Annotated in this window: 20 protein-coding genes; 12 read left to right on the forward strand and 8 right to left on the reverse strand. The window is 63.2% G+C overall.

Annotated features, from left to right (window positions below; all coding sequences use genetic code 11):
- The 3 genes from guaD (at position 1) to AC1DZU_RS02910 (ending at position 3,154) form a co-directional block, all read left to right on the forward strand.
- Entirely contained in the window at positions 1-1,314 is a 1,314-nt protein-coding gene (gene guaD, locus AC1DZU_RS02900) for a guanine deaminase (protein WP_477281549.1), read from the forward strand.
- A gap of 80 nt (positions 1,315-1,394) precedes the next feature.
- Positions 1,395-1,898: a heme-degrading domain-containing protein gene (locus AC1DZU_RS02905; protein ID WP_477281551.1), complete on the forward strand. Its 504-nt coding sequence runs from the start codon at positions 1,395-1,397 to the stop codon at positions 1,896-1,898.
- The gene (locus tag AC1DZU_RS02910; protein ID WP_477281553.1) at positions 1,895-3,154 is read left to right on the forward strand and encodes a glycerate kinase type-2 family protein; all 1,260 of its coding nucleotides are present in this window, start codon (positions 1,895-1,897) and stop codon (positions 3,152-3,154) included. The genes AC1DZU_RS02905 and AC1DZU_RS02910 overlap by 4 nt, the downstream gene beginning before the upstream one ends.
- 2 nt (positions 3,155-3,156) lie before the next feature.
- Here AC1DZU_RS02910 and AC1DZU_RS02915 read toward each other — a convergent pair whose 3' ends face one another.
- The 4 genes from AC1DZU_RS02915 to AC1DZU_RS02930 all read right to left on the reverse strand — a co-directional run bounded on the left by AC1DZU_RS02915 (position 3,157) and on the right by AC1DZU_RS02930 (position 8,757).
- Positions 3,157-4,620, reverse strand: coding sequence for a UdgX family uracil-DNA binding protein (locus AC1DZU_RS02915; protein ID WP_477281554.1), 1,464 nt, complete (start codon positions 4,618-4,620; stop codon positions 3,157-3,159).
- Positions 4,621-4,622: 2 nt separating this feature from the next.
- Positions 4,623-5,858: a putative DNA modification/repair radical SAM protein gene (locus AC1DZU_RS02920; RefSeq protein ID WP_477281556.1), complete on the reverse strand. Its 1,236-nt coding sequence runs from the start codon at positions 5,856-5,858 to the stop codon at positions 4,623-4,625.
- Between the two features lie 87 nt (positions 5,859-5,945).
- A complete protein-coding gene (locus AC1DZU_RS02925) occupies positions 5,946-7,331 on the reverse strand; it encodes a glutamine synthetase family protein (RefSeq protein WP_477281558.1) in 1,386 nt (461 codons plus the stop codon).
- Positions 7,332-7,377: 46 nt separating this feature from the next.
- Positions 7,378-8,757 carry an aspartate aminotransferase family protein gene (locus AC1DZU_RS02930; protein WP_477281560.1) on the reverse strand — a complete coding sequence of 460 codons (1,380 nt, stop codon included), beginning with the start codon at positions 8,755-8,757 and terminating at the stop codon, positions 7,378-7,380.
- Between the two features lie 156 nt (positions 8,758-8,913).
- On the opposite strand from AC1DZU_RS02930, the gene AC1DZU_RS02935 reads away from it, so the two are divergent.
- Positions 8,914-9,366 (forward strand): hypothetical protein, encoded by a 453-nt coding sequence (locus tag AC1DZU_RS02935; protein WP_477281562.1) that lies wholly within the window; start codon positions 8,914-8,916, stop codon positions 9,364-9,366.
- 14 nt (positions 9,367-9,380) lie between these two features.
- Here the strand turns inward: AC1DZU_RS02935 and AC1DZU_RS02940 are convergent, their stop codons facing one another.
- Together AC1DZU_RS02940 and AC1DZU_RS02945 are read right to left on the reverse strand one after the other, a co-directional pair.
- Positions 9,381-10,355: a WD40 repeat domain-containing protein gene (locus AC1DZU_RS02940; RefSeq protein WP_477281564.1), complete on the reverse strand. Its 975-nt coding sequence runs from the start codon at positions 10,353-10,355 to the stop codon at positions 9,381-9,383.
- 243 nt (positions 10,356-10,598) lie between these two features.
- Positions 10,599-11,666: a CobW family GTP-binding protein gene (locus AC1DZU_RS02945; protein WP_477281566.1), complete on the reverse strand. Its 1,068-nt coding sequence runs from the start codon at positions 11,664-11,666 to the stop codon at positions 10,599-10,601.
- A gap of 198 nt (positions 11,667-11,864) precedes the next feature.
- Between AC1DZU_RS02945 and AC1DZU_RS02950 the strand changes: the two genes are divergently transcribed.
- Positions 11,865-12,611, forward strand: coding sequence for an intradiol ring-cleavage dioxygenase (locus tag AC1DZU_RS02950; protein ID WP_477281568.1), 747 nt, complete (start codon positions 11,865-11,867; stop codon positions 12,609-12,611).
- A 217-nt stretch (positions 12,612-12,828) separates the two neighbouring features.
- Positions 12,829-13,299, forward strand: coding sequence for a MarR family winged helix-turn-helix transcriptional regulator (locus tag AC1DZU_RS02955; protein ID WP_095084311.1), 471 nt, complete (start codon positions 12,829-12,831; stop codon positions 13,297-13,299).
- Between the two features lie 21 nt (positions 13,300-13,320).
- Here the strand turns inward: AC1DZU_RS02955 and AC1DZU_RS02960 are convergent, their stop codons facing one another.
- The gene (locus tag AC1DZU_RS02960) at positions 13,321-14,193 is read right to left on the reverse strand and encodes an AraC family transcriptional regulator (RefSeq protein ID WP_477281570.1); all 873 of its coding nucleotides are present in this window, start codon (positions 14,191-14,193) and stop codon (positions 13,321-13,323) included.
- A 49-nt stretch (positions 14,194-14,242) separates the two neighbouring features.
- Here AC1DZU_RS02960 and AC1DZU_RS02965 point away from each other — a divergent pair, with 49 nt between their 5' ends.
- From AC1DZU_RS02965 to AC1DZU_RS02985, 5 genes are all read left to right on the forward strand, one after another.
- Positions 14,243-14,650, forward strand: coding sequence for a DUF2000 family protein (locus AC1DZU_RS02965; RefSeq protein ID WP_477281572.1), 408 nt, complete (start codon positions 14,243-14,245; stop codon positions 14,648-14,650).
- Positions 14,651-14,890: 240 nt separating this feature from the next.
- A complete protein-coding gene (locus AC1DZU_RS02970) occupies positions 14,891-15,775 on the forward strand; it encodes a DMT family transporter (protein WP_477281574.1) in 885 nt (294 codons plus the stop codon).
- Positions 15,776-15,899: 124 nt separating this feature from the next.
- Positions 15,900-16,922: a LacI family DNA-binding transcriptional regulator gene (locus AC1DZU_RS02975; RefSeq protein ID WP_184873355.1), complete on the forward strand. Its 1,023-nt coding sequence runs from the start codon at positions 15,900-15,902 to the stop codon at positions 16,920-16,922.
- A complete protein-coding gene (locus AC1DZU_RS02980) occupies positions 16,919-17,917 on the forward strand; it encodes a 2-hydroxyacid dehydrogenase (protein WP_477281576.1) in 999 nt (332 codons plus the stop codon). The genes AC1DZU_RS02975 and AC1DZU_RS02980 overlap by 4 nt, the downstream gene beginning before the upstream one ends.
- Before the next feature lie 104 nt (positions 17,918-18,021).
- Positions 18,022-18,420, forward strand: a complete 399-nt coding sequence (locus tag AC1DZU_RS02985; RefSeq protein WP_477281578.1) for a hypothetical protein — start codon at positions 18,022-18,024, stop codon at positions 18,418-18,420.
- Here the strand turns inward: AC1DZU_RS02985 and AC1DZU_RS02990 are convergent, their stop codons facing one another.
- Positions 18,421-19,194, reverse strand: coding sequence for a gamma-glutamyl-gamma-aminobutyrate hydrolase family protein (locus AC1DZU_RS02990; RefSeq protein WP_477281580.1), 774 nt, complete (start codon positions 19,192-19,194; stop codon positions 18,421-18,423).
- 262 nt (positions 19,195-19,456) lie between these two features.
- On the opposite strand from AC1DZU_RS02990, the gene AC1DZU_RS02995 reads away from it, so the two are divergent.
- Positions 19,457-20,566 (forward strand): TRAP transporter substrate-binding protein, encoded by a 1,110-nt coding sequence (locus AC1DZU_RS02995; protein WP_477281582.1) that lies wholly within the window; start codon positions 19,457-19,459, stop codon positions 20,564-20,566.
- Positions 20,567-20,666: the final 100 nt, after the last annotated feature.

Raw genomic sequence — 20,666 nt, forward strand, 5'->3', positions numbered from 1 at the left:
ATGACCTCGACACTTCTGCGCGGCCGCACGCTGTCCTTCGTGCGCTGGCCGCAAACCATCGATGACCATTCCGCCTGGCGCTACGAGGAGGATGGTGGCCTGCTGATCCGCGACGGCCGGATCGTCGCCGCCGGTGCCTATGCAGACGTCGAGAAACAGGCAGGCGAAGCAGCGAAAAAAATCGACCATCGGCCGCATCTGCTGCTGCCGGGCTTCATCGACGCGCATGTGCATTTCCCGCAGATGCAGATCATCGCCTCCTATGGCGCCGAACTGCTCGACTGGTTGAACACCTATACCTTCCCGGAAGAGACGAAATTCGCCAATGCGCAGCATGGCCGGCGCGTCGCACGGCTGTTCCTCGACGAGATGGTGCGCCACGGCACCACAACGGTGGCCGCCTACTGCTCGGTGCACAAGGCATCCGCCGAGGCCTTCTTTGCCGAATCGCATGACCGCAACATGCTCAACATCGCCGGCAAGGTGATGATGGACCGCAATGCGCCCGACGGTGTGCTCGACACGCCGCAATCCGGCTACGACGACAGCAAGGCCCTGATCGCGCAATGGCACGGCAAGGGCCGCCAGCACTATGCGATCACACCGCGCTTTGCCATCACCTCGTCACCGGAACAGATGGAGATGGCCGGCGGGCTGTGCCGGGAGCACCCCGACCTGCACATGCAGACGCATCTGTCGGAAAACCACGCCGAAATCGCCTTCACCCAGGAACTCTATCCGTGGTCGCGCGACTACACCGACGTCTACGAGCATTACGGGCTGTTGGGAAAAAAGAGCCTTTTCGGTCATTGCATCCATCTGTCGGACCGTGAGGCGGATGCGCTGTCGGACAGCGGCTCGGTCGCGGTGTTCTGCCCGACCTCGAACCTGTTCCTCGGCTCCGGCCTGTTCGACTATCAGCGCTTTCGCCACCGCAACAAGCCGATCCGGATCGCCGCCGCCACCGATGTCGGCGGCGGCACCAACTATTCCATGCTGCGCACCATGGACGAAGGCTACAAGGTGATCGCGCTGAATGGCGAGAAGCTCAATCCCTTCCAGTCCTTTTGGCAGATGACGCGCGGCAATGCCGAGGCGCTGTCGGTGGCGGAAAAGATCGGCACGCTGGATGAAGGCAGCGACGCCGACATCGTCGTGCTCGATGCCAGGGCTACACCGGCGATGCGGCTCAGGATGGAAACGGTCGAGACACTGGCACAGGAATTGTTTCTCTTGCAGACGCTGGGTGACGATCGCGCGGTGCGCGAGGTCTATGTGGCAGGGCGGGCTGCCAAATCCGACATGGCGATTTAGGCACGCTCCGATGTGTTTCCTTGCTTGACCCGGCGGCAGCCATCGGTCAAAGCGTGCGGCGAAGTTGACAGGGGAACGATATGGCCGTTGCCGAAGACATCGCTCTGATCAAGAGACAGGAAGACGTTCTTGTCTTTCCCGCCTTCGATGAGGCCGTGGCCTTCAAGATCGGCTCGGTCATCCGTGATCGAGCCTTGGCCGAGAACCTGCCTGTTATCGTCGACATCAGGACTTTCGACCGCCCACTGTTCTATGCCGCGATGCCAGGTTCGAACGCCTCCAATCCCGACTGGGCGCGGCGCAAGATCAATGTCGTCAAGCGGTTCCTGAAAAGCACCTACCGCATGGTGCTGGAACAGCAGCGCCCCGATCGCACCTTCAAGATCGGCGAAGGCCTGGATATTGCTGATTATGTGCTGGCCGGCGGGGGTTTCCCGGTCACGGTCAAGGGCGCCGGCGTGATTGGTGTGATCGCCGTCTCCGGCCTACCGGAGCGCCAGGATCATGGCGTCGTGGTCGAGGCGCTATGCAACCATTTGGGCATCAATGGGCGCGAACTCGCGCTGCCGCCGGAAGAAAAATGAACGATCCGAAGACCTTTCTGACCTCCATCTTCAACGCCGCCGTCGCCGCCGCGGATCCCGAAAGAACCATCAGGGATCATTTGCCGGCCAAGCCCAAGGGCCGCACCATCGTCATTGGCGCGGGAAAAGGCTCCGCGCAGATGGCGGCGGCCTTCGAGAAGGTCTGGGACGGGCCGATCGAGGGGCTGGTCGTGACCCGCTACGGTTATGGCGCGACATGCGAGCGCATTGAGATCATCGAGGCGGCGCATCCGGTGCCGGACGCCGCCGGCCTCGAAGCCTCGCAACGCCTGCTCGCCAAGGTCCAGGGGCTGACAGCGGATGATCTGGTCGTGGCGCTGATTTCCGGTGGTGGTTCGGCGCTCTTGCCATCGCCCGCCGGCAGCCTGACGCTGGCGGACGAGATTGCCGTCAATGAGGCGCTGCTCGCATCCGGTGCGCCGATCGCGGCGATGAACACCATCCGCAAGCATCTTTCCACCATCAAGGGTGGACGGTTGGCTGCCGCAGCCTGGCCGGCCAGGGTGGTGTCCCTGGTCGTTTCCGACATTCCCGGCGACAATCCTGCCCTGGTCGCCTCCGGTCCGACCGTGCCGGATACCGGCAGCCGTCAAGACGCGTTGGCGTCGATTGCAGCCTATGGGATGAAACTGCCGGCTGCGGTAATGGCTCATATCAGCACGCCTGCCGCCGATGCACCAAACTCCGATGATCCGCGCTTTTCACGCAACGAGGTACATTTGATCGCCTCGGCCGGGGTCTCGCTCGAAGCAGCGGCCACTGAGGCGAAACGGCAAGGCATCGAAGCCGTCATCCTTTCCGATGCCATCGAAGGCGAGGCACGTGAGGTCGGCGGCGTCCATGCGGCCATCGCGCGCGAAGCGGCGACGCGCAACCGGCCGTTCGCAAAGCCAGTGCTGATCCTGTCCGGTGGCGAGACGACAGTGACCTTGCGCGAAAAAGGCAAGGGCGGCCGCAATTCGGAATTCCTGCTCGCCTTCGCCATCGGCATCAACGGCGCGCAAGGCATTCACGCCCTGGCCGCTGACACCGACGGCATCGACGGTTCGGAAAACAATGCCGGGGCCTTCGCCGACGGTTCGACCGTGTCGCGCATGCGCGCGGCCGGCGTCGATGCCAAGGCGATGCTTGCAGGCAACAATGCCTGGACGGCCTTCAATGCGATAGGCGATCTATTCGTACCCGGCCCGACCGGCACGAATGTCAACGACCTGCGGGCAATTCTGATCCGGTAATCTCAAGCGGCCATCAGCCGCTTCACCTGCTTCATGTCTTGCAGGAACCGCTGGCGTTCAGCTTCCTTGTCCGCGGGCTCTTGGATGCGCAGGATAAAGGAGGGGTGGATGGTGATGAAGACACGCAAGCCGTCCTCGCGTTCGATCACCTGGCCGCGCATTTTTGTTACCGGGATCGCCTTGCCCAGCAGCGACAAGGCCGCCGTTGCGCCGAGTGCCACGGCCAGATTCGGCTTGATCAGCTCGAACTCCTTGTCGATCCACCAGCGGCAGGCCTGAACCTCACCGGCATTCGGTTTGGAATGGATACGTCGCTTGCCACGCGGCTCGAACTTGAAGTGCTTGACTGCATTGGTCACGTAGACTTTCTGGCGGTCAACCCCCGCGTCGTCGAGGATGGCATCGAACACCTTGCCCGCCGGGCCGACGAAAGGTTTGCCGGCCAGATCCTCCTGGTCGCCGGGCTGTTCGCCGACGAAGATCACCTTGGCGCCGTCAGGCCCTTCGCCGAACACGGTCTGCGTGGCGTCGCGCCAAAGCGGGCAGCGCCGGCAACCTTTTGCCGCCTCCCGCAATTCGGAAATGGTGTTGGCGGCCTGCTCTCCCAGGCCTTCAGCCGGCTCATTCTTCGACCAATGCTTTGCCTGCAGCTTGGCGTGGTGCGGCGCGGGTGTCGTCGGCATTCTGGCGATCATGTCCTTGGCGGCCTTGTCCGCTCCTGCGATCAATTCCGGAATGAGCGAGGCCTCGGGAAGGTTCCGCCAATATTTCTTCGGCATCTCCTTCTGCATGGCTTTCACCTTCAGCCGCGCCGGATTGAAGATGTTCTCGAAATAGGTGCGCCATAGGGCTTCGGTATCGTCCTGCGCCGGCGCATCGCCCTTGATGGCGCCAGGCCCGATCGCCAGCCTCTCGCCATCCCAGTCGGCGGAGGCATGCGGCGTCAAAATGGTCCAGCGCATGCCGGTGAAGCGCCTGACGAAGAAAGCTGCGTTGCGCTCGACGATAAAATGATCCGGCTCGAACCAGGCGACATAACGCTCCTCATCGCCATCGCCGATCTTCCGGAAGCGTACAAAGGCGCGCATCTTGTGGATGTCGCGCCGCACCGCTTTCTCCATCGTTTCGAGACGCCTGATGTCTGGATCCGATGCAATCGCCAGCAGCTTCGGCTCCGTGCGCAATCGCCAGAGCAACCGGTAGAGAAAAGCGAACCGGCCGGGGTCCGAATGGCAGAGGACGATTTCGGCATGCTCGACGACGTCGCTCGGTACCTCGAGTTGCACGCCCGCCGGCACGGCCGGCAAATCGGTTTGATTGGAGCCCGGCTCGACATGCCAGCTGATGTCATCGGGCCTGACCTCATTCAGAGCCAGCCGGCGCGCCGCGTCGCGCCAGCCGGAAAAATCGGTCTCGGCGTCGAGCCGCACCGTATATCTGCCAAGATCGAGCTGCGCCGGCCGCATGGTCAAAACAGGGACAGTTGTTCGCAGGAACGCACGATCTTGCCGCGCAAACCGGCTTTGTCGGTGAGCGCGCCCGGCGACCAGCCTTCGGCGACGATAAAAGGCCTGAGCTTGGCGATCGACTGGCAGAGACGGCCGATATCTTCCAGCCGCAGCCGCCGGTGTCGGCGGGTCTCCAGGATCTTAGCGATCACCTTGGTGCCGAGACCGGGCACGCGCAACAGTGCCTCTCGATCAGCGCGGTTGATATCGACGGGGAACCGTCCCCGGTTGCGCAGCGCCCAGGCCAGTTTCGGATCGATGGCGAGGTCGAGCATGCCGTCGCTGCTGCCGGCCAGGATCTCCGGCTGCGAAAATCCGTAAAACCGCATCAGCCAGTCGGCTTGGTAGAGCCGGTGTTCGCGCATCAGCGGCGGTTTCTGCAAGGGCAGGGACGACGACGAATCCGGGATCGGGCTGAACGCGGAATAATAGACGCGCCTCAGATGGTAACTGCCATAGAGCCGCGCGCTGGCATGAAGGATGCCGTCATCGGAGGTCTTGTCGGCGCCCACGATCATCTGCGTCGACTGCCCACCCGGCGCGAAGCGCTCGCGCTTTTTGGTCCTCAGCGTCGGCTCGGCCTTTTCCTCCATCTTCTGGCGCAGCCTGGCCATGGAAAGCCGGATCGTTTCCGGCTTCTTTTCCGGCGCCAGTCTCTTCACGCCTTCGTCGGTGGGCAGCTCGACATTGATCGACAACCGGTCGGCGTAGAGGCCTGCTTTCTCGACCAGTTCCGCTGAACTTTCCGGAATGGTCTTCAAATGGATATAGCCGGAGAACTTCGCTTCCAGCCGCAGCCTTCGCGCCACCTCGACCATCTCGCCCATCGTCTCGTCGGGCGAGCGGATGACGCCTGAGGACAGGAAAAGGCCCTCGATGTAGTTGCGCCGGTAGAAATCCATGGTCAGCTTCACCACCTCGTCAACGGTGAAACGGGCGCGCCGCACATTCGACGACGAGCGGTTGATGCAATAGCTGCAATCGTAGATGCAGAAATTGGTCAGCAGGATTTTCAGCAGTGAAATGCAGCGCCCATCCGGCGCATAGGAATGGCAGATGCCCATGCCTTCGGTGGAGCCGATGCCGCCGGATGTCAGGGAATCGTTTTTCGCCGCACCCGATGAGGCGCAGGAGGCGTCGTACTTGGCGGCATCGGACAGGATCGCTAGCTTTTCGCGGACGGTAAGTGCGCTCATTTGTTCATGATATGTTCTCGGGAGCGAACACGCCACCTCATTTGATGCAGGCGGCGAAAAAGTGATCGCCGCCTGATCGCAAGGCTCTCAGACCTCGTGCAGGTAGAGATGATAATCCAGTTCGCTCACCGTGCGCGCCACGCGCAGGTACTCGGATTGCTTGATCGCCACGAAGGTGCGGTGCAGGTCTTCGCCGAGCGCGCCTTTCAGGAAGCTGGATGCCCTGGCAGCCTCGATGGCGGCGCGCCAGTCGACCGGCATCGTTGTGCGCGTTATCGCTGCCTCATAGCCGTTGCCGGTGGTCTCAGGGCCGGGATCGAGACCTTCGTCGAGCCCTTTGATGATGGCGGCGAGCACGGTCGCGGCGATCAGGTAGGGGTTGGCGTCGACGCCCGATGGCCGATGCTCGATGCGCCGGTTCTTCGCGTCTCCCGCCGGCACGCGCAGCGCCACCGAGCGGTTGTTGACGCCCCAGGTCGGCGCCACCGGCGCATAGGATTGCGAGACGAAACGCCGCCAGGAATTGGCGTGCGGCGCAAACACCAGCATCGATTCGGCCATCGTCTGGATCAGGCCGCCGAGCCCCTGCAGCAGCGGCAGCGACCAGCTCTCGCCACCGGATTCGGCAAAGACGTTTCGGCCGGCCTTGTCCTGCAGCGAGACATGGAAATGCATGCCCGAGCCGGCATATTTCTCGATCGGCTTGGCCATGAAACAAGCGGTGACGCCGTGGCGGCGCGCCTGCGCCCGCACCAGCCGCTTCAGCATGACCAGGTCGTCGGCCGCCCGCATCACGTCCTTGCGGTAGTTCAGCGTCAATTCGTACTGGCCAGGGGCATATTCGGAAATCACCGTCTCGGCCGGAATGCCTTGTGCCTTGGCAGCCGCATAGATGTCGGAGAACAGCGGCTCCATGCCGTGCAGGTGATCGACGGAATAGACTTCCGTCTTGCCCGAGACGCGGCCGTCGAGCACGGCGCGCGCCGGCTGCACCTTGCCGTCGGCATCGCGCTCGTTGGCCAGGAGAAAAAATTCCAGCTCGAAGGCGCCGGCCGGATATAGACCCTTGGCAGCCAGGATCTCCACTTGCCGGGCCAGCGCCAGGCGAGGATCCGACGACATCGGCTGGCCGTCGAGGTGATACATCTCCATCAGCAGCTGGCCGCGCGGCGGGTTCGTGCCGTAGAGCGGCACCAGCGTGCCGGGGATTGGCCAGGCCCTGAGGTCGCCGTCACCGGTCGTCCAGATCAGCCCGGTTTCGTGCACATCCTCGCCGGTGATATCGAGGCCGAGGATCGAGATCGGCATGTGCCGGCCGCCCTCGAAGATGCTTTTCAGCTCATGCCGGCGCACGATCTTGCCGCGACCGACGCCATTGGCGTCGGTCAGCACGATATCGAAGGCTTCGATCTCGGGATGGGCGTCGAGAAAGGCTTGCGCCTCGGTGGGCGTCGAGCCCGAAGGTGAGGTCATGATCTGTCCGGCTTTTCTTCGCGCGCCCATTTGTTAGCCGCTTGTCTCATGCTGCAAGCTTTGCCGCAACCGCGCCGAAGGCGGAGATCAGCCGGTTGACTTGGGCACCGGTGGTCGCCGGCGAGATCAGCATCATGTTGTGGAAGGGCGCGATCAGCACGCCGCGATTGACCAGCGCGACATGGATGGCCGCTTCCAGCTCCGGCGCATGCGCCGTCTCGGTCTCGGCGCCATTCCGCAGCGGGCCGGGCGCACAGATGAACTCGACGCGGGCGCCGACGCGGGCGACATGCCAGGGCAAGCGGTAACGGTCGATCACGCCGGTCAGCCCGGCGTCGAGTCGCCGCGCCAAATGGTCCATGCGGGCATAATTGTCTTCGGTCATCACCTCTTCGAGCGTGGCGCGCATCGCCGCAAACTGCAGCGGATTGGCCGAGAGCGTCGTGCCCATGCCGGAATAACCCGGCTCCTTCTCCCTGTTGTAGGCAGCATAGCGCGAGGCGACGCCATCGCTCATGCCCCAAACACTGGCCGGCACACCGCCGGCGATCGGCTTGCCCAGCACGAAGAAGTCCGGGTCCAGCCCGTATTTCCTGGTGTAGCCGCCTTGGCCGGTCGAGATCGTATGCGTCTCATCGATCAGAAGCAGTGTACCGGCTTCGCGCGTCAGCCTGCGCAACGCGTCATGGAAGCCCGGATCGGCCAGCACCATACAGGAATTGGTAAGCACCGGCTCGGCGATGACGCAGGCGACATCCTTATCCCTAAGCGCGGCCTCCAGTGCGGCGACATCGTTGAACTCGATCACCTTCGCCGTGCGGGTCAGGTCGCGGAATTCGCCCGCCAGTCCCGGCCGGTTGACTGGAATACCATCCACCAGCCGCACCATCGTCTCATCGACCGAGCCGTGATAGCAGCCGTTGAAGACCAGGATCTTTTCGCGCCCGGTGATGGCCCGGGCGACCCGCAGCGCAAAGCGGTTGGCATCGGTCGCCGTCGTCGCGATCTGCCAGAACGGCAGGCCGAAATGCTGCTGCAGCAATGGGCCGATGGCGAGTGCGTCTTCGGAGGGCAGCATATAGGTCAGGCCCCGCCCGGCCTGGCGGCGGATGGCGCGCGCCACCGGCGGTGGCGAATGGCCGAACATCGAGCCGGTGTCGCCCAGACAGAAATCGTCGAGCCTCATACCGTCGATGTCAGTGATGGTGGCGCCCCTGGCTCTGTCGACCAGGATCGGAAACGGCGTCGGCCAGTCGTTCATCCAGTGCATCGGCACGCCACCGAAGAAGCCTGGCAGGCCATTGCCGACCTTCGCCTCCGATTTCGGCCGCGCCTTGCGGAAGGCTGCCGCCTCAATCTCGCGCAGGTCGGCAATACGGTCGCGATCGATGCCGCCGATGGACGTCCTGGAACTGTCGCTGTGCATGAAAACCCCTCTGGTCGTCCCTCTTAGCCAATCCATGTCCGCGACCGCAATCGGCCGCGCGTCTGTCCTGCATTGGCTCAGCCGCTGGTGCCAGCGCTTGACGCTGCTGGCGAAACCAGGGCCAATAAGGGGGGCAATTTGGGGTGCGGGGGAAAAATGCGGACGATCATCTGCGCGGCGGGGTTGCTTTTGTCGGCCAACATGGCCTGCGCCTCCGGTGGCATCTGGTGCAACGTCGACGATGCGGCGGTCGCATTCGAGGTCGGCGCCGGCGTCACCAGAGGCATGGGCGGCCCGACTTTCAACTTTCGTGGCGACCTCGAAATCAAGGCAAGGCCTGCTGACGACCAGCTGCGCAAGACCGTGTTCGAGGATGCCAACCTCACTCAGTACTGGCTCGACGACAAGGAGTTGCGCCTGAACATCTATCATGAGCACGAGGTGGCCAAGACCTTCAGTTCCGTCGAACTGACGATCCTGACCAAGGCCAGCGATGAAGGTATCTATGACGGGCAGTATACGCTTGCCGTCTATGACAGCACCGCCGACAAGGACGGCGATGGCAAGACCGCCGATCTGACCGGCAAGGTTTCCTGCGGCGCCGAGTGATCCGTCTTTTGAAATTATGCCGTGATGTCGATGACGCCGCAATCGCCGGCCGCGCTGCCGAAGGCGACGCGGCGCTCTTCCTTGTCCCACATCATCGAGGTGATGGTGCCCTTGCCCGGTCGCCGCAACAGCACTTCCTTGGCGTCCGAGAAGCGTACCGCCATCACCATGCCGTCATCATAGCCGACAGCGACGACATCCTGGCTCGGATGGCAGGCGACCGCCGTCACCATGGCGTTGCCGCGCGTGCCGAGTTCCAGCGGTGCCTTGCCCATCGGGCCGTCCTTGCCTGAAAACGGCCAGACGATCGCCGCCGGCGCACCGGAGCTCGCCAGCCACTTGCCTTTCGCGCTCCACGACAGGCTTTTGACCTTGCCGGGATAGCCGCTCATGCGCATGTGCTTGCCATCGGCAAGCTTCCAGCCGTGCAGGGCGTTCTCCTGCATCGTGGTGACAAGGAACGCACCGTCGGGCGAGAAGGTGATGCCGGTATGGGCGCCGGCCCATTCGAGCTCCGCCGGCTTGCCTTCGGTGGCCGGGAAATGCAGCGTCGCGCCATTGTAGCGGGCAACACCAAAGCGCATGCCCTTGGGCGAGAACGCCAACCCCTCGACCGAACGCGGATGGGCAAATTCCCTGGTCTTGCCGTCGGCGAAACGCACGAAGGCGTTCTTGCCTGAGGCATAGGCGATGGTGCCCTGCGGTCCGGCGGCGACGCTGGTGATCCATTTTTTCCCGGCGCTCGCCAACTCCTGGAAGCTGCCGCCCGCGGTGACAGAAAAAATCTTGCCATCCTCGCCGCCGGTGATCAGCCGGTCATTGGCCGCATCGTGGAAGGCGGCGAGCAGCCCGTCATTGGCTTGAATTGTCTTGTGGCCATGGTCGAGCCGATGGACGGCACCATCGGCCAGCGCGAAATGCGGCACGTCGCCGAGGAAGACGGCGGCGACGCAATGGCCTTCGAGATCAAGCGGGGCGACGGTGGGCATCTACAACTATTCCATTCGAGATCTGTTTGCGCCTCTTCCGTCTCAATCACGGGCGACCGCGCTCGTTTCCTTCTCCCCTTGTGGGAGAAGGTGGATTGGCGCAGCGCCAAGACGGTTGGGGTGCTGGACAGATTGCGGTTTGCCAAGCTGGAACACCCCTCATCCGCCCGAGCTTCGCTCGGCCACCTTCTCCCACAAGGGGCGAAGGAAGGCCAGCGCTAGCGCCAGAAACTGATTGGGAAATCAGGCAGCCTGGCAGGCGTCAAAACTCTTCTTCAGCCGCTCTGCGTCGAGTTGGCGGCCGATGAAGACCAGCCGACTCTCATGTTTCTCGCCGTCTTTCCAGGCGCGCTGGTGGTCACCCTCGATGATCATGTGCACGCCCTGGATGACGTAGCGCTCGTCATCGCCCTTGAGCGCGATGATGCCCTTCAGGCGCAGGATGTTGGGGCCTTCCATCTGGGTGATCTTCTCGATCCACGGGAAGAACTTCTTCGGGTCCATCTCGCCGCCGCGCAGCGACACCGACTGCACCGTCACGTCATGGATGTCGGAAGGATGCGCGTGATGGTGGTCATGCCCGTCATGATCATGGTGATCGTGCCCGTCATGGTCATGATGGTCGTGGTCGTGGTCGTGATGATCGTGATCGTCATGCGCCTTGAGGAAATGCGGATCGTTTTCCAGCGCCCTTGAAAGGTCGAAGGCGCCGCGGTCGAGCACTTCCGACAAGGCGACGCCGGCGCGCGTCGTGCGATGGATCTTCGCCGCTGGATTGATGGCACGGATCGTCGCTTCGACCTTGGCGAGCTCTTCGGGGGTGACGAGGTCGGTCTTGTTGAGCACGACGACGTCGGCGAAGGCGATCTGGTCCTCGGCTTCTCTGGAATCCTTGAGCCGCAGCGGCAGATGCTTGGCATCGACCAGCGCCACCACCGCGTCGAGCCTGGTCTTGGAGCGCACGTCGTCGTCCATGAAGAAGGTCTGCGCCACCGGCACCGGATCGGCGAGGCCGGTGGTCTCGACCACGATGGCGTCGAAACGGCCGGGCCGGCGCATCAGGCCTTCAACGACGCGGATCAGGTCGCCGCGCACCGTGCAGCAGACGCAGCCATTGTTCATTTCGTAGATTTCCTCGTCGGATTCCACGATCAGTTCGTTGTCGATGCCGATTTCGCCGAACTCATTGACGATGACGGCGTAACGCTTGCCGTGGCTTTCTGACAGGATGCGGTTGAGCAGCGTCGTCTTGCCGGCGCCGAGATAGCCGGTGAGAACGGTTACGGGGATCTGCGTCTGTGCGTCGCTCATGACTTGCCTCGGAAAAATCTGGGCCTTGAAAAAAGCCTCGAAAAGGGATTGTTGGCTCCATATAGGACGTGTGCCGGGATTTTGCACGAGGCAAACCGATGGGCCAAACCGGCTTGCCGCCATTGCCGGTTTTTCACCGGCGGGAGCCGCTGTCACAGCCTAGATCAGCATACGGCAGGCCAATTCGAGAGGCGCGATATGTCCGGCAAACCATTCTCCTTGTCATTGAGCCGGCGCAAGGCGCTCGGCTTGATCGCGGTGACTGCCGGCGGTGGTGCCTTCCTGCCGGCCGCGGCAATCGCCGCCCAGTCTTCCGCCGCCCAGTCCTGGTCCTATGCCGGGCTGACCCTGTTCCAATCCGGCGCCGGCGTCTGCGCCATCACACCCGAGGTGACCGAAGGGCCATTCTATTTCGACCCGAAACTCGAACGTGCCGACGTCACTGAAGGCAAGAAGGGCGTTGCCCTCACCGTAAGGCTCCAGGTTGTCGACGCGACCTGCCGCCCGCTTGCCGGCGCCCGCGTCGACATCTGGCATTGCGATGCGCAAGGTGCCTATTCGGGCTACCCGGGACAAGGTGACGGCCGCGATGTCGACACGTCGGGCCAGACCTTCCTGCGTGGTTGGCAGAAGACCGATGCGAGCGGCATCGTTACCTTCGCCACCATCTATCCCGGCTGGTATCGCGGCCGCACCACCCATATCCACTTCAAGGTGTTCCCCGACGACAATTCGGTGATGACCGGCCAGTTGTTCTTCCCCGACAGTCTCAGCGAGCAGATATTCACCGCTGTCGCGCCATACAATGACCGGCCCGGCAAGCGCGACACCTCGAACGCCAGCGACGGCATCGCCAGGCAGGCCGGACCGTTGTCGCAGGCCGCACTGCGCGAGGTGGAGGATGCCTATCAGGCGCTGATGATCGTCGCGGTGAAGCCCGGTTGAGCGACATCCCTCACGCATGTGCCCCCGCGGCGAAAACTCCGGTCGCGAAAAGTCGTTTGTCATCTAACTGAAATAAACATCTGGCATTAGCCACGGCGGACACCGCAATGCTTGCCGGCAAAGCTGTTTGGAGCGCCGGAATCTTTTTGATCGTCGATTGCCAACCGGCCGGCTGCGTCTATGCTGACCGCACCGGTACGGCCGAAGAGGGATGACCATGGCCAAGGCGGACAAAACTGCAACAATGAGCCGGCTGCATTCGGCGGCAAGGCTGGCAAGAACCGCGCTCGCGGCGCGGCTTCTGGCACACGGCTTCTATGCCGGCCAGGACCAGATCATGCTGGCGCTCGATCGTGAAGACGGCCAGACGCCGGGCAATCTCGCCGGACGCCTCGGCGTGCGCCCGCCGACCATCACCAAGACCATCAACCGCCTGCAGGCGCAGGGCTTTCTGGAAAAGCGCGCCTCGTCGGCCGATGCTCGCCAGGCCCATATTTTCCTCACCGACACGGGCCGAGACATCATCCACGCTATCGAGAAATCGGTGAAGAAGACCGAAAAGCAGGCGCTGAAGGGCCTCGACAAGAAGGACCAGAAAGCGCTGTTCAAGCTGCTTGCCCGCATCGAGGCCAACCTCTCGAACGAGGAATTGGTGTTGATCGACGACGACGCCGAGACGGACGACTGATCGCTGATCCCGGCGCAGCAATCAAGCGGCCTCAGCCGCAGCGCCCTGGATCAGCGAGGACCAGCGCCCCGGCGTCATGCCGAACGCCTTCTTGAATTGCCTAATGAAATGGCTTTGGTCGCTGAAGCCGGCCTCAATGGCGATCTGCGCCAGGGGCTCGCCGGCGGCGATCATCCGCCGCGCGCTCTGAAGCCGGCGCATCACCAGGAAGCGATGCGGGCTGGTGCAGAAGGCGGCCCGGAAATGCCGTGACAAGGCATAGCGGTCGAGCCCTGTGATCGCCTCCAACTCACCCGAACGCACCGGGCGGCCGAAATTCTCCGCGAGATAGTCGCGCGCCAGCGTAGCTGCTCGCCATGCCGTTCTGGCCATTGGCTTCGCCGGCTGGCCGGCATGCCGGGTCAGGCTTTGCATCAGCTGAGCGAGGAAGTCGGCAACGAACAGCTCGTCGAGTTCCTCCTCCAGCGGTCCCAGCGCCGAAAGCAGCGTCGTGCAGAAGCTGTCGTCCGTCAGCACGCCGTCCCTGACAAAGGGCAAAGACGCGCCGCCAAGGCAGTCGAGCATCAACGAGGGTTCCAGGTAGAGCATCCTGTAGCGCAATCCGTCCTCGGTGCCGGCACCCCCGTCATGCAATTCGTCGGGATGCAGCACGATGACCTGGCCAGGCAGGCTGTGGCGCGTCGCGCCGAGGTAGCGAAACCGCTGCACGCCATGCAGCGTCACCCCGATCGCATAGGTGTCGTGGCGGTGCAGGTCGAAGGCGCTGCCATGGAACCGCGCCTCGATCCGCTCCATGCCGGCAGGGTCGGAGGCGGAAATGATGCAGTTCTCCGCCGCGTCAACGCACAAACGTCCAAGACCCTCGAAGGCCTGGCTGTTTAGATCGTGCGACATCTTCTCCTTCAGCCTCGCGTTGGGGCACAGCTCGAATGGTCAATGTCTCATGTTCGACACGAAATTTGCAATCGTGCTCAGGCACGATCTGCCGGTCTGGCAGAAACTCAACGTCACCGCCTTCCTGACCAGCGGCATCGTCGCCCAGTTCCCGGACATCATCGGCGAACCCTACCGCGACCGCGCAGGCAATCTCTACAATCCGCTGTCGATCCAGCCGGTCATCGTGCTGTCCGCCGACCAGGCGACGCTGGCCACAATCCACCAGCGCACGCTGGAGCGTGGCGTGACGACCTCGCTCTATGTCGAGGAGATGTTCGCGACCGGCCACGACGCTGCCAACCGTGCGGTCTTTGCCGAATTCGCACCTGAAGACGCCAGGGTGGTCGGTATCGCGCTTCGCGCCGAGAAGAAGGTGGTCGACAAGATCACCAAGGGCGCCCGCATGCACGACTAGGGTGCGCTGAATATGCCGGCCTGATTGGGGTTTCGATGCACCTTCGCTCCAAAAGACTAAGCCTGCCGGGCGCTGTTGTTGTGCCAGCCGGCTTTGGCGCGGTGGCAGCCGACAATTGGCTTGCCGGCAAGCGGCATTTCCCGCAAAGGTGGGCTCCAGCCCAGCTTCCCATCCGGCCTGCAAGTGAGCGCTCCCCAAAGACATCCAGAAAGCGCAACGCCCCCGGTGGCGATCCTCTGCATGCTTTCCACCTACATCTTCTTCACCTTCCTCGACACCAGCAGCAAATATCTCGTGCTGGCCGGCGTATCCGTACTGATCGTGGCCTGGGTACGCTTTGCCGTGCATGTGGTGCTTGTCGGCGCGCTTTTGCGCGGCTGGCGCCAACCGGTACGGTTTCGCCCGGTCAACCTGCCGGCCCATGTCCTGCGCGGTCTGTTCCTGTTCGGCTCGACCATGTTCAACATCCTGGCGCTACGCTCCCTGCAACTGGCAGAAACCACCTCGATCTATTTCTTCGGGCCGATGGTGATCACTGCACTTGCCGGCCCGCTGCTTGGCGAATGGGCCGGCTGGCGCCGCTGGCTGGCGATCCTTGCCGCTTTCGCCGGGGTTCTGATCATCACCCGGCCGGGTGTCGGCGTCTTCGGCATCGGGCATCTCTTCGCGCTCGGCTCGATGCTCTCGAACTGCTTCTACGTCATCATGACGCGCCGCATGTCGGCGACCGAGACGTCGGAAAGCCTCATCCTGTTCTCGGCACTGGCGCCGGCGGTGCTGCTTTTGCCCCTGCTGCCGTTTTCGTTCTCCCTGCCGCATGATGGCTGGCACTGGTTTGTCCTGCTCATGCTTGGCGTGTTCGGCGGTGTCGGCCACTGGCTGCTGGTCCAGGCCTACCGGCTGGCGACGACCACCGCATTGGCGCCCTATCCCTATTCGCAGATGGTGTGGATGATCATTTCCGGCTGGATCGTCTTCAAGCAGTTTCCCGACCGTTGGACATTGGTCGGCGCCGCCATTATCGTCGCCAGCGGCCTCTACATCGTTCATCGCGAGCATCGGCTTCGGCTGCAGAGCCGCGCGGCCTCCGACGTCGAAGCGGAGGCGTTGGCAAAAAAACTTTGATTTACTGCCGATCGATGGCATAACGCCGCCTTTAAACTGTTTAATGCATGTCGCCCAAAAGTGGGAACCGGTTTCGGGACAACGACGTGCATAAGGACTGAAGCCGGTCGGGGAGCACAGGTCGCTGGCACAGAAAATCAAGCTTTCGACGATCGCGGATGCGCTCGGCGTCTCCACGGCCACGGTGTCACTGGCGCTACGCGACAGCCCGCTGGTCGCCGGCACCACCCGCGACCGCATCAAGGAACATGCCCGCGCCATCGGCTATATCTACAACCGGCGCGCCGCCAGCCTGCGCACCTCGCGTTCGGGCATTGTCGGTGTCGTCGTCCACGACATCATGAACCCGTTCTTCGCCGAGATCCTGCGCTCGATCGAAAGCGAGCTTGACCGCAGCCGCCAGACCTTCATCCTGTCCAACCACTATGACCAACTCGAGAAGCAGCGCACCTTCATCGATACGCTGCTGCAGCTCGGTGCCGACGGGGTCATCATGTCGCCGGCCATCGGCACGCCGGCTTCCGACATCCTGATGGCGGAGGAGAACGGCCTCCCGGCGGTGCTGATCGCCCGCACGGTCGAGGGCGCCGACGTGCCGGTCTTTCGCGGCGACGATGCCTATGGCACCGGGCTCGCCACCAACCATCTGATCTCGCTCGGCCACAAGCGCATCGCCATGATCGGCGGCACCGACCAGACCTCGACCGGCCGCGATCGCTACCAGGGCTATGTCAACGCCATGGAGGCGGCCGGGCTTGAAGTCAGGCCGTCCTGGCGCATCGCCGGCCCGCGCACCAAGCAAGCCGGCTTCGAGGCCGCCGGGCAGTTCCTGGCGCTGAAGGACAAGCCGACGGCCGCCTGCTGCTGGAACGACCTTGTCGCCATCGGCCTTATGAACGGCATTGCGCGTGCCGGCCTGGTGCCGGGCGTCGACATCTCGGTCACCGGCTATGACGATCTCGAAGAGGCGGCGATTGCGACGCCTGCGCTGACCACCGTCTGGAACGGCCAGCGCGAGGTTGGACGCCGCGCCGCCAGTGCGCTGCTGGACAAGTTGAACGGGCAGACGGTGCGGCCGTCGCAGGAATTGATCAAGCCGGAACTGCATGTGCGCCAGTCGACCGGCAAGCCGGTGGAGCGTGCATGACCAAGACCGAGCAATTGCAGACCGTCGGCATTCTGGTGCCGGGCGATTTCAACGATCATGCGGTCAAGCGCATCGACAACACCTTCAACCCGGTCAGGATCGAACGAGCCGATCCGGCGCTGGTCACCGACGAGATGCGCAGCAACGTGCGTGGCATTGCCTCGTTCGCCGGCATCAATGCGGCAATGATGGATGCATTGCCCAATCTCGAACTCATCGCCTCCTTCGGCGTCGGTTATGATTCGGTCGATGTCGGCCACGCGGCTGCGAAAAACATCATGGTCACCAACACGCCGGACGTGTTGACCGAAGAGGTTGCCGACACCACCATCGGGCTGCTGATCAACACCATCCGCGACCTGCCGCGCGCCGAGACCTGGCTGCGTGACGGCAGCTGGCTGCGCAAGGGCAACTATCCCCTGAGCCGGCTGACCTTGCGCGGGCGCCGCGCCGGCATTTTCGGCATGGGCCGCATCGGCCAGGCGGTTGCCAGGCGGCTGGAAGCTTTTGGCCTGCCCGTCGCTTACCACAACCGGCGCCGGGTCGAGGGGTTGAGCTACCAGTACCATTCGACGCTGAAGGGCCTTGCCGGAGCGGTCGACACGCTGATTTCGGTGGCGCCCGGCGGCGCCTCGACGGAGAAGGCGGTCAATGCCGAAATCCTGTCGGCGCTCGGCGCCAACGGCGTCTTCGTCAACATCGGCCGCGGCAGCACGGTCGACGAGACAGCGCTAGCGGCAGCGCTCGCCAATGGCACCATCGCCGCCGCGGGCCTCGATGTCTTCGCCGACGAGCCGAACGTGCCCAAGGCCCTGCTCGACGCACCCAACACCTCGCTGTTGCCGCATGTCGGCTCTGCCTCGGACCATACACGCCGCGCCATGGCGGATCTGTGCGTCGACAATCTGGTCTCCTGGTTCGCAGAACGTCGTCCGCTGACGCCGGTGCCGGAGACTGTGAATGTGAAGGCCAAAGCAATTCCAGGAAAAGTGTGAAGCGCCTTTCCGTCTGGATGGAACGGCAGGCTGCCACACTTATTGACGTCCGTTTAACCATCTGAAATCATTCTTGATCTTGTCCGTGTGCGTGGATGAAGATGATGAAAACGCTTTCTATGGTGATCGCTGCCGCCGCGCTGTTTGGCGGCATCCAGCCGTTTCATCCCGGCAACGGTGAAAGTGCAGCCGATGCGGTCGCGCCATCCAACAGCTACAGGCTGGTGGCCAATGGCGACCAAGGCAATTGCGCGGTCACGCGCGGCGCGTCGGTTTCGGATGACCTGTCGCTGTTGACGGTGGGGCCGAACTGCCGCCGGCTCCTGCCTGGCATCGAGCGGGCAAAGTTCTGGCGGCAGGAACAGGACGGCACGGTCGCCTTCAGCGCCAATGGCGTCGATCCGATCGTCACCTTCGCGGTTGCTGACGGTGGCGGCTACGAATCCTACGCCCCGGCCGCGCCATTGCTATCGCTGGCAGCCACCGGTGGTTTGAGGGACTGATTATTCCGCAGCGGCGCGCGCACCGGCTTTCGCCGTGGCGTGCAGCCGCACGGCATCGCCGAAGGCACGGAAAATCTTGACCGAGTTGCTGTCCGAGTTGACCCAATATTCCGGATGCCATTGCACGCCGACGGCGAAGGCGCGTGAGTCACGCACCGAAACCGCCTCGACCGTGCCGTCGCCGGCGACCGCCTCGATCTGCAGTTTCGGGCCGAGCCGGTCGATCGCCTGGCGGTGCAACGAGTTGACCTTGATGTCGCCGGCACCGAACACGCCGGCCAGGCAGCTGCCCGGCTTGATCGAAATGGTCTGGTGGATGGCGAAGCGCTCGTCCTGATTGTCGCTCACCGGCGCGCGGTGGTCGAACGAACCCTCGCGCTCCTGGATCTCGGTGCCTAGCGTGCCACCGAGCGCCACGTTCATCTCCTGGATACCGCGGCAGATGGCGAGCAGCGGTACGCCGCGCTCTATCGCCCTGCGAATCAGCGGCAGCGTGGTGGCGTCGCGCGCCGTGTCGTAGGGACCATTGGCTTCGCTGGCGTCGCCGCCATAGAGCGAGGGGTGCACATTGGATTTCGACCCGGTGACCATGACCCCGTCGACCGACGACAGAAGTTCATCGAAGTCGAGCCTGTCGCCGAACGATGGCACCAGCACCGGGAACACGCCGGCACCGGCAATCGCCGCCTCCAGATATTGCTGCGGGGCGGCATGCCAGGTGTAGTTGTCGAACTGACGTACGTCGGTCGATATGGCGACGAGCGGCTGATGCATTTTGGCTCTGTGTTCCATCTGCAAAGGGTATCCTGCCTCCAAAATAGGCGATCCGCCGATATTTTTCCATGGCAAGTTTCACGTGTCGCATGGGCCACGAAACGGCCTGTTAGACTATAGTTGCAAGGCAGCTGGGCTTCGACGTCAAATCGGGCCGCCGCGCTGGACTCGACTTCTTGCCTGTGTATTGTTTTGCGCCAACCGGCACGGGAATCGAGGATTTCCGAACGTCGGTCTGTCTGGTCCAAAAGGGAGGAACTTCATGGATCGTCGTTCATTCATTCGCAAGGCTGGTGTTACCGGCGTCAGTGCTGCAGCGGCGGCGGCCACGCTCGCGGCGCCGGCAATAGCCCAGTCCAATCCCAAGGTGACGTGGCGGCTGGCGTCTTCCTTCCCGAAGTCGCTCGACACCATCTATGGCGGCGCCGAGGTGTTCTCCAAGATGCTGTCGGAAGCCACTGATGGCAACTTCCAGGTCCAGGTCTTTGCCGCCGGCGAGCTTGTGCCCGGTCTGCAGGCTGCCGACGCCACCACGGCCGGCACGGTCGAGGCCTGCCACACGGTGGCATATTATTACTGGGGCAAGGACCCGACATGGGCGCTCGGTGCGGCGGTTCCCTTTTCGCTCAACGCGCGCGGCATGAACGCCTGGCACTACCATGGCGGCGGCATCGACCTGTTCAACGAGTTTCTCGCCACGCAGGGCCTTTTCGGCCTGCCGGGCGGCAATACCGGCGTGCAGATGGGTGGCTGGTTCCGCAAAGAGATCAACACGGTTGCCGACCTGTCCGGCCTCAAAATGCGCATCGGCGGCTTTGCCGGCAAGGTGGTGCAGAAGCTCGGCGTCGTGCCGCAGCAGATCGCCGGCGGCGACATCTATCCGGCGCTGGAAAAAGGCACCATCGACGCCGCCGAATGGGTCGGCCCGTATGACGACGAGAAGCTCGGCTTCTACAAGGTCGCACCCTACTACTACTATCCCGGCTGGTGGGAAGGCGGTCCGACCGTCCACCTGATGTTCAACAAGGCGAAATACGACGAGCTTTCGCCGGCTTACAAGTCACTGCTGCGCACCGCCGCCCAGGCTGCCGATGCCAACATGCTGCAGAAGTACGATTATCTGAACCCGGCAGCGGTGAAGCGGCTGGTGGCCGGTGGTGCGAAGCTGCGCCCATTCAGCCAGGACATCATGGCCGCCTGCTTCGAGAAGGCCAACGAGGTCTATGCCGAAATGGAAGCCTCCAACGCGCCGTTCAAGAAGATTTGGGAATCGATCAAGGGCTTCCGCAAGGAGCACTATCTCTGGGCGCAGGTGGCCGAATACAATTACGACACCTTCATGATGGTCCAGCAGCGCAACGGCAAGCTGTAGACCGCTCTTTGCATCACTCGAAAGACCCCGGGCTCGAACGCCCGGGGTTTTTCATTTCAGGCTTCGGCAGGGCGATGGCGGCAGCGCAAACGCCGCAGCC

The organism is Mesorhizobium sp. P2_A12, assembly GCF_056405075.1.

Bases quoted from the DNA above. Each gene is read 5' to 3' on its own strand.
- guaD (WP_477281549.1), top strand. From the start codon at position 1: ATGACCTCGACACTTCTGCGCGGCCGCACGCTGTCCTTCGTGCGCTGG.
- AC1DZU_RS02905 (WP_477281551.1), top strand. From the start codon at position 1,395: ATGGCCGTTGCCGAAGACATCGCTCTGATCAAGAGACAGGAAGACGTT.
- AC1DZU_RS02910 (WP_477281553.1), top strand. From the start codon at position 1,895: ATGAACGATCCGAAGACCTTTCTGACCTCCATCTTCAACGCCGCCGTC.
- AC1DZU_RS02915 (WP_477281554.1), bottom strand. From the start codon at position 4,620: ATGCGGCCGGCGCAGCTCGATCTTGGCAGATATACGGTGCGGCTCGAC.
- AC1DZU_RS02920 (WP_477281556.1), bottom strand. From the start codon at position 5,858: ATGAGCGCACTTACCGTCCGCGAAAAGCTAGCGATCCTGTCCGATGCC.
- AC1DZU_RS02925 (WP_477281558.1), bottom strand. From the start codon at position 7,331: ATGACCTCACCTTCGGGCTCGACGCCCACCGAGGCGCAAGCCTTTCTC.
- AC1DZU_RS02930 (WP_477281560.1), bottom strand. From the start codon at position 8,757: ATGCACAGCGACAGTTCCAGGACGTCCATCGGCGGCATCGATCGCGAC.
- AC1DZU_RS02935 (WP_477281562.1), top strand. From the start codon at position 8,914: ATGCGGACGATCATCTGCGCGGCGGGGTTGCTTTTGTCGGCCAACATG.
- AC1DZU_RS02940 (WP_477281564.1), bottom strand. From the start codon at position 10,355: ATGCCCACCGTCGCCCCGCTTGATCTCGAAGGCCATTGCGTCGCCGCC.
- AC1DZU_RS02945 (WP_477281566.1), bottom strand. From the start codon at position 11,666: ATGAGCGACGCACAGACGCAGATCCCCGTAACCGTTCTCACCGGCTAT.
- AC1DZU_RS02950 (WP_477281568.1), top strand. From the start codon at position 11,865: ATGTCCGGCAAACCATTCTCCTTGTCATTGAGCCGGCGCAAGGCGCTC.
- AC1DZU_RS02955 (WP_095084311.1), top strand. From the start codon at position 12,829: ATGGCCAAGGCGGACAAAACTGCAACAATGAGCCGGCTGCATTCGGCG.
- AC1DZU_RS02960 (WP_477281570.1), bottom strand. From the start codon at position 14,193: ATGTCGCACGATCTAAACAGCCAGGCCTTCGAGGGTCTTGGACGTTTG.
- AC1DZU_RS02965 (WP_477281572.1), top strand. From the start codon at position 14,243: ATGTTCGACACGAAATTTGCAATCGTGCTCAGGCACGATCTGCCGGTC.
- AC1DZU_RS02970 (WP_477281574.1), top strand. From the start codon at position 14,891: ATGCTTTCCACCTACATCTTCTTCACCTTCCTCGACACCAGCAGCAAA.
- AC1DZU_RS02980 (WP_477281576.1), top strand. From the start codon at position 16,919: ATGACCAAGACCGAGCAATTGCAGACCGTCGGCATTCTGGTGCCGGGC.
- AC1DZU_RS02985 (WP_477281578.1), top strand. From the start codon at position 18,022: ATGAAAACGCTTTCTATGGTGATCGCTGCCGCCGCGCTGTTTGGCGGC.
- AC1DZU_RS02990 (WP_477281580.1), bottom strand. From the start codon at position 19,194: ATGCATCAGCCGCTCGTCGCCATATCGACCGACGTACGTCAGTTCGAC.
- AC1DZU_RS02995 (WP_477281582.1), top strand. From the start codon at position 19,457: ATGGATCGTCGTTCATTCATTCGCAAGGCTGGTGTTACCGGCGTCAGT.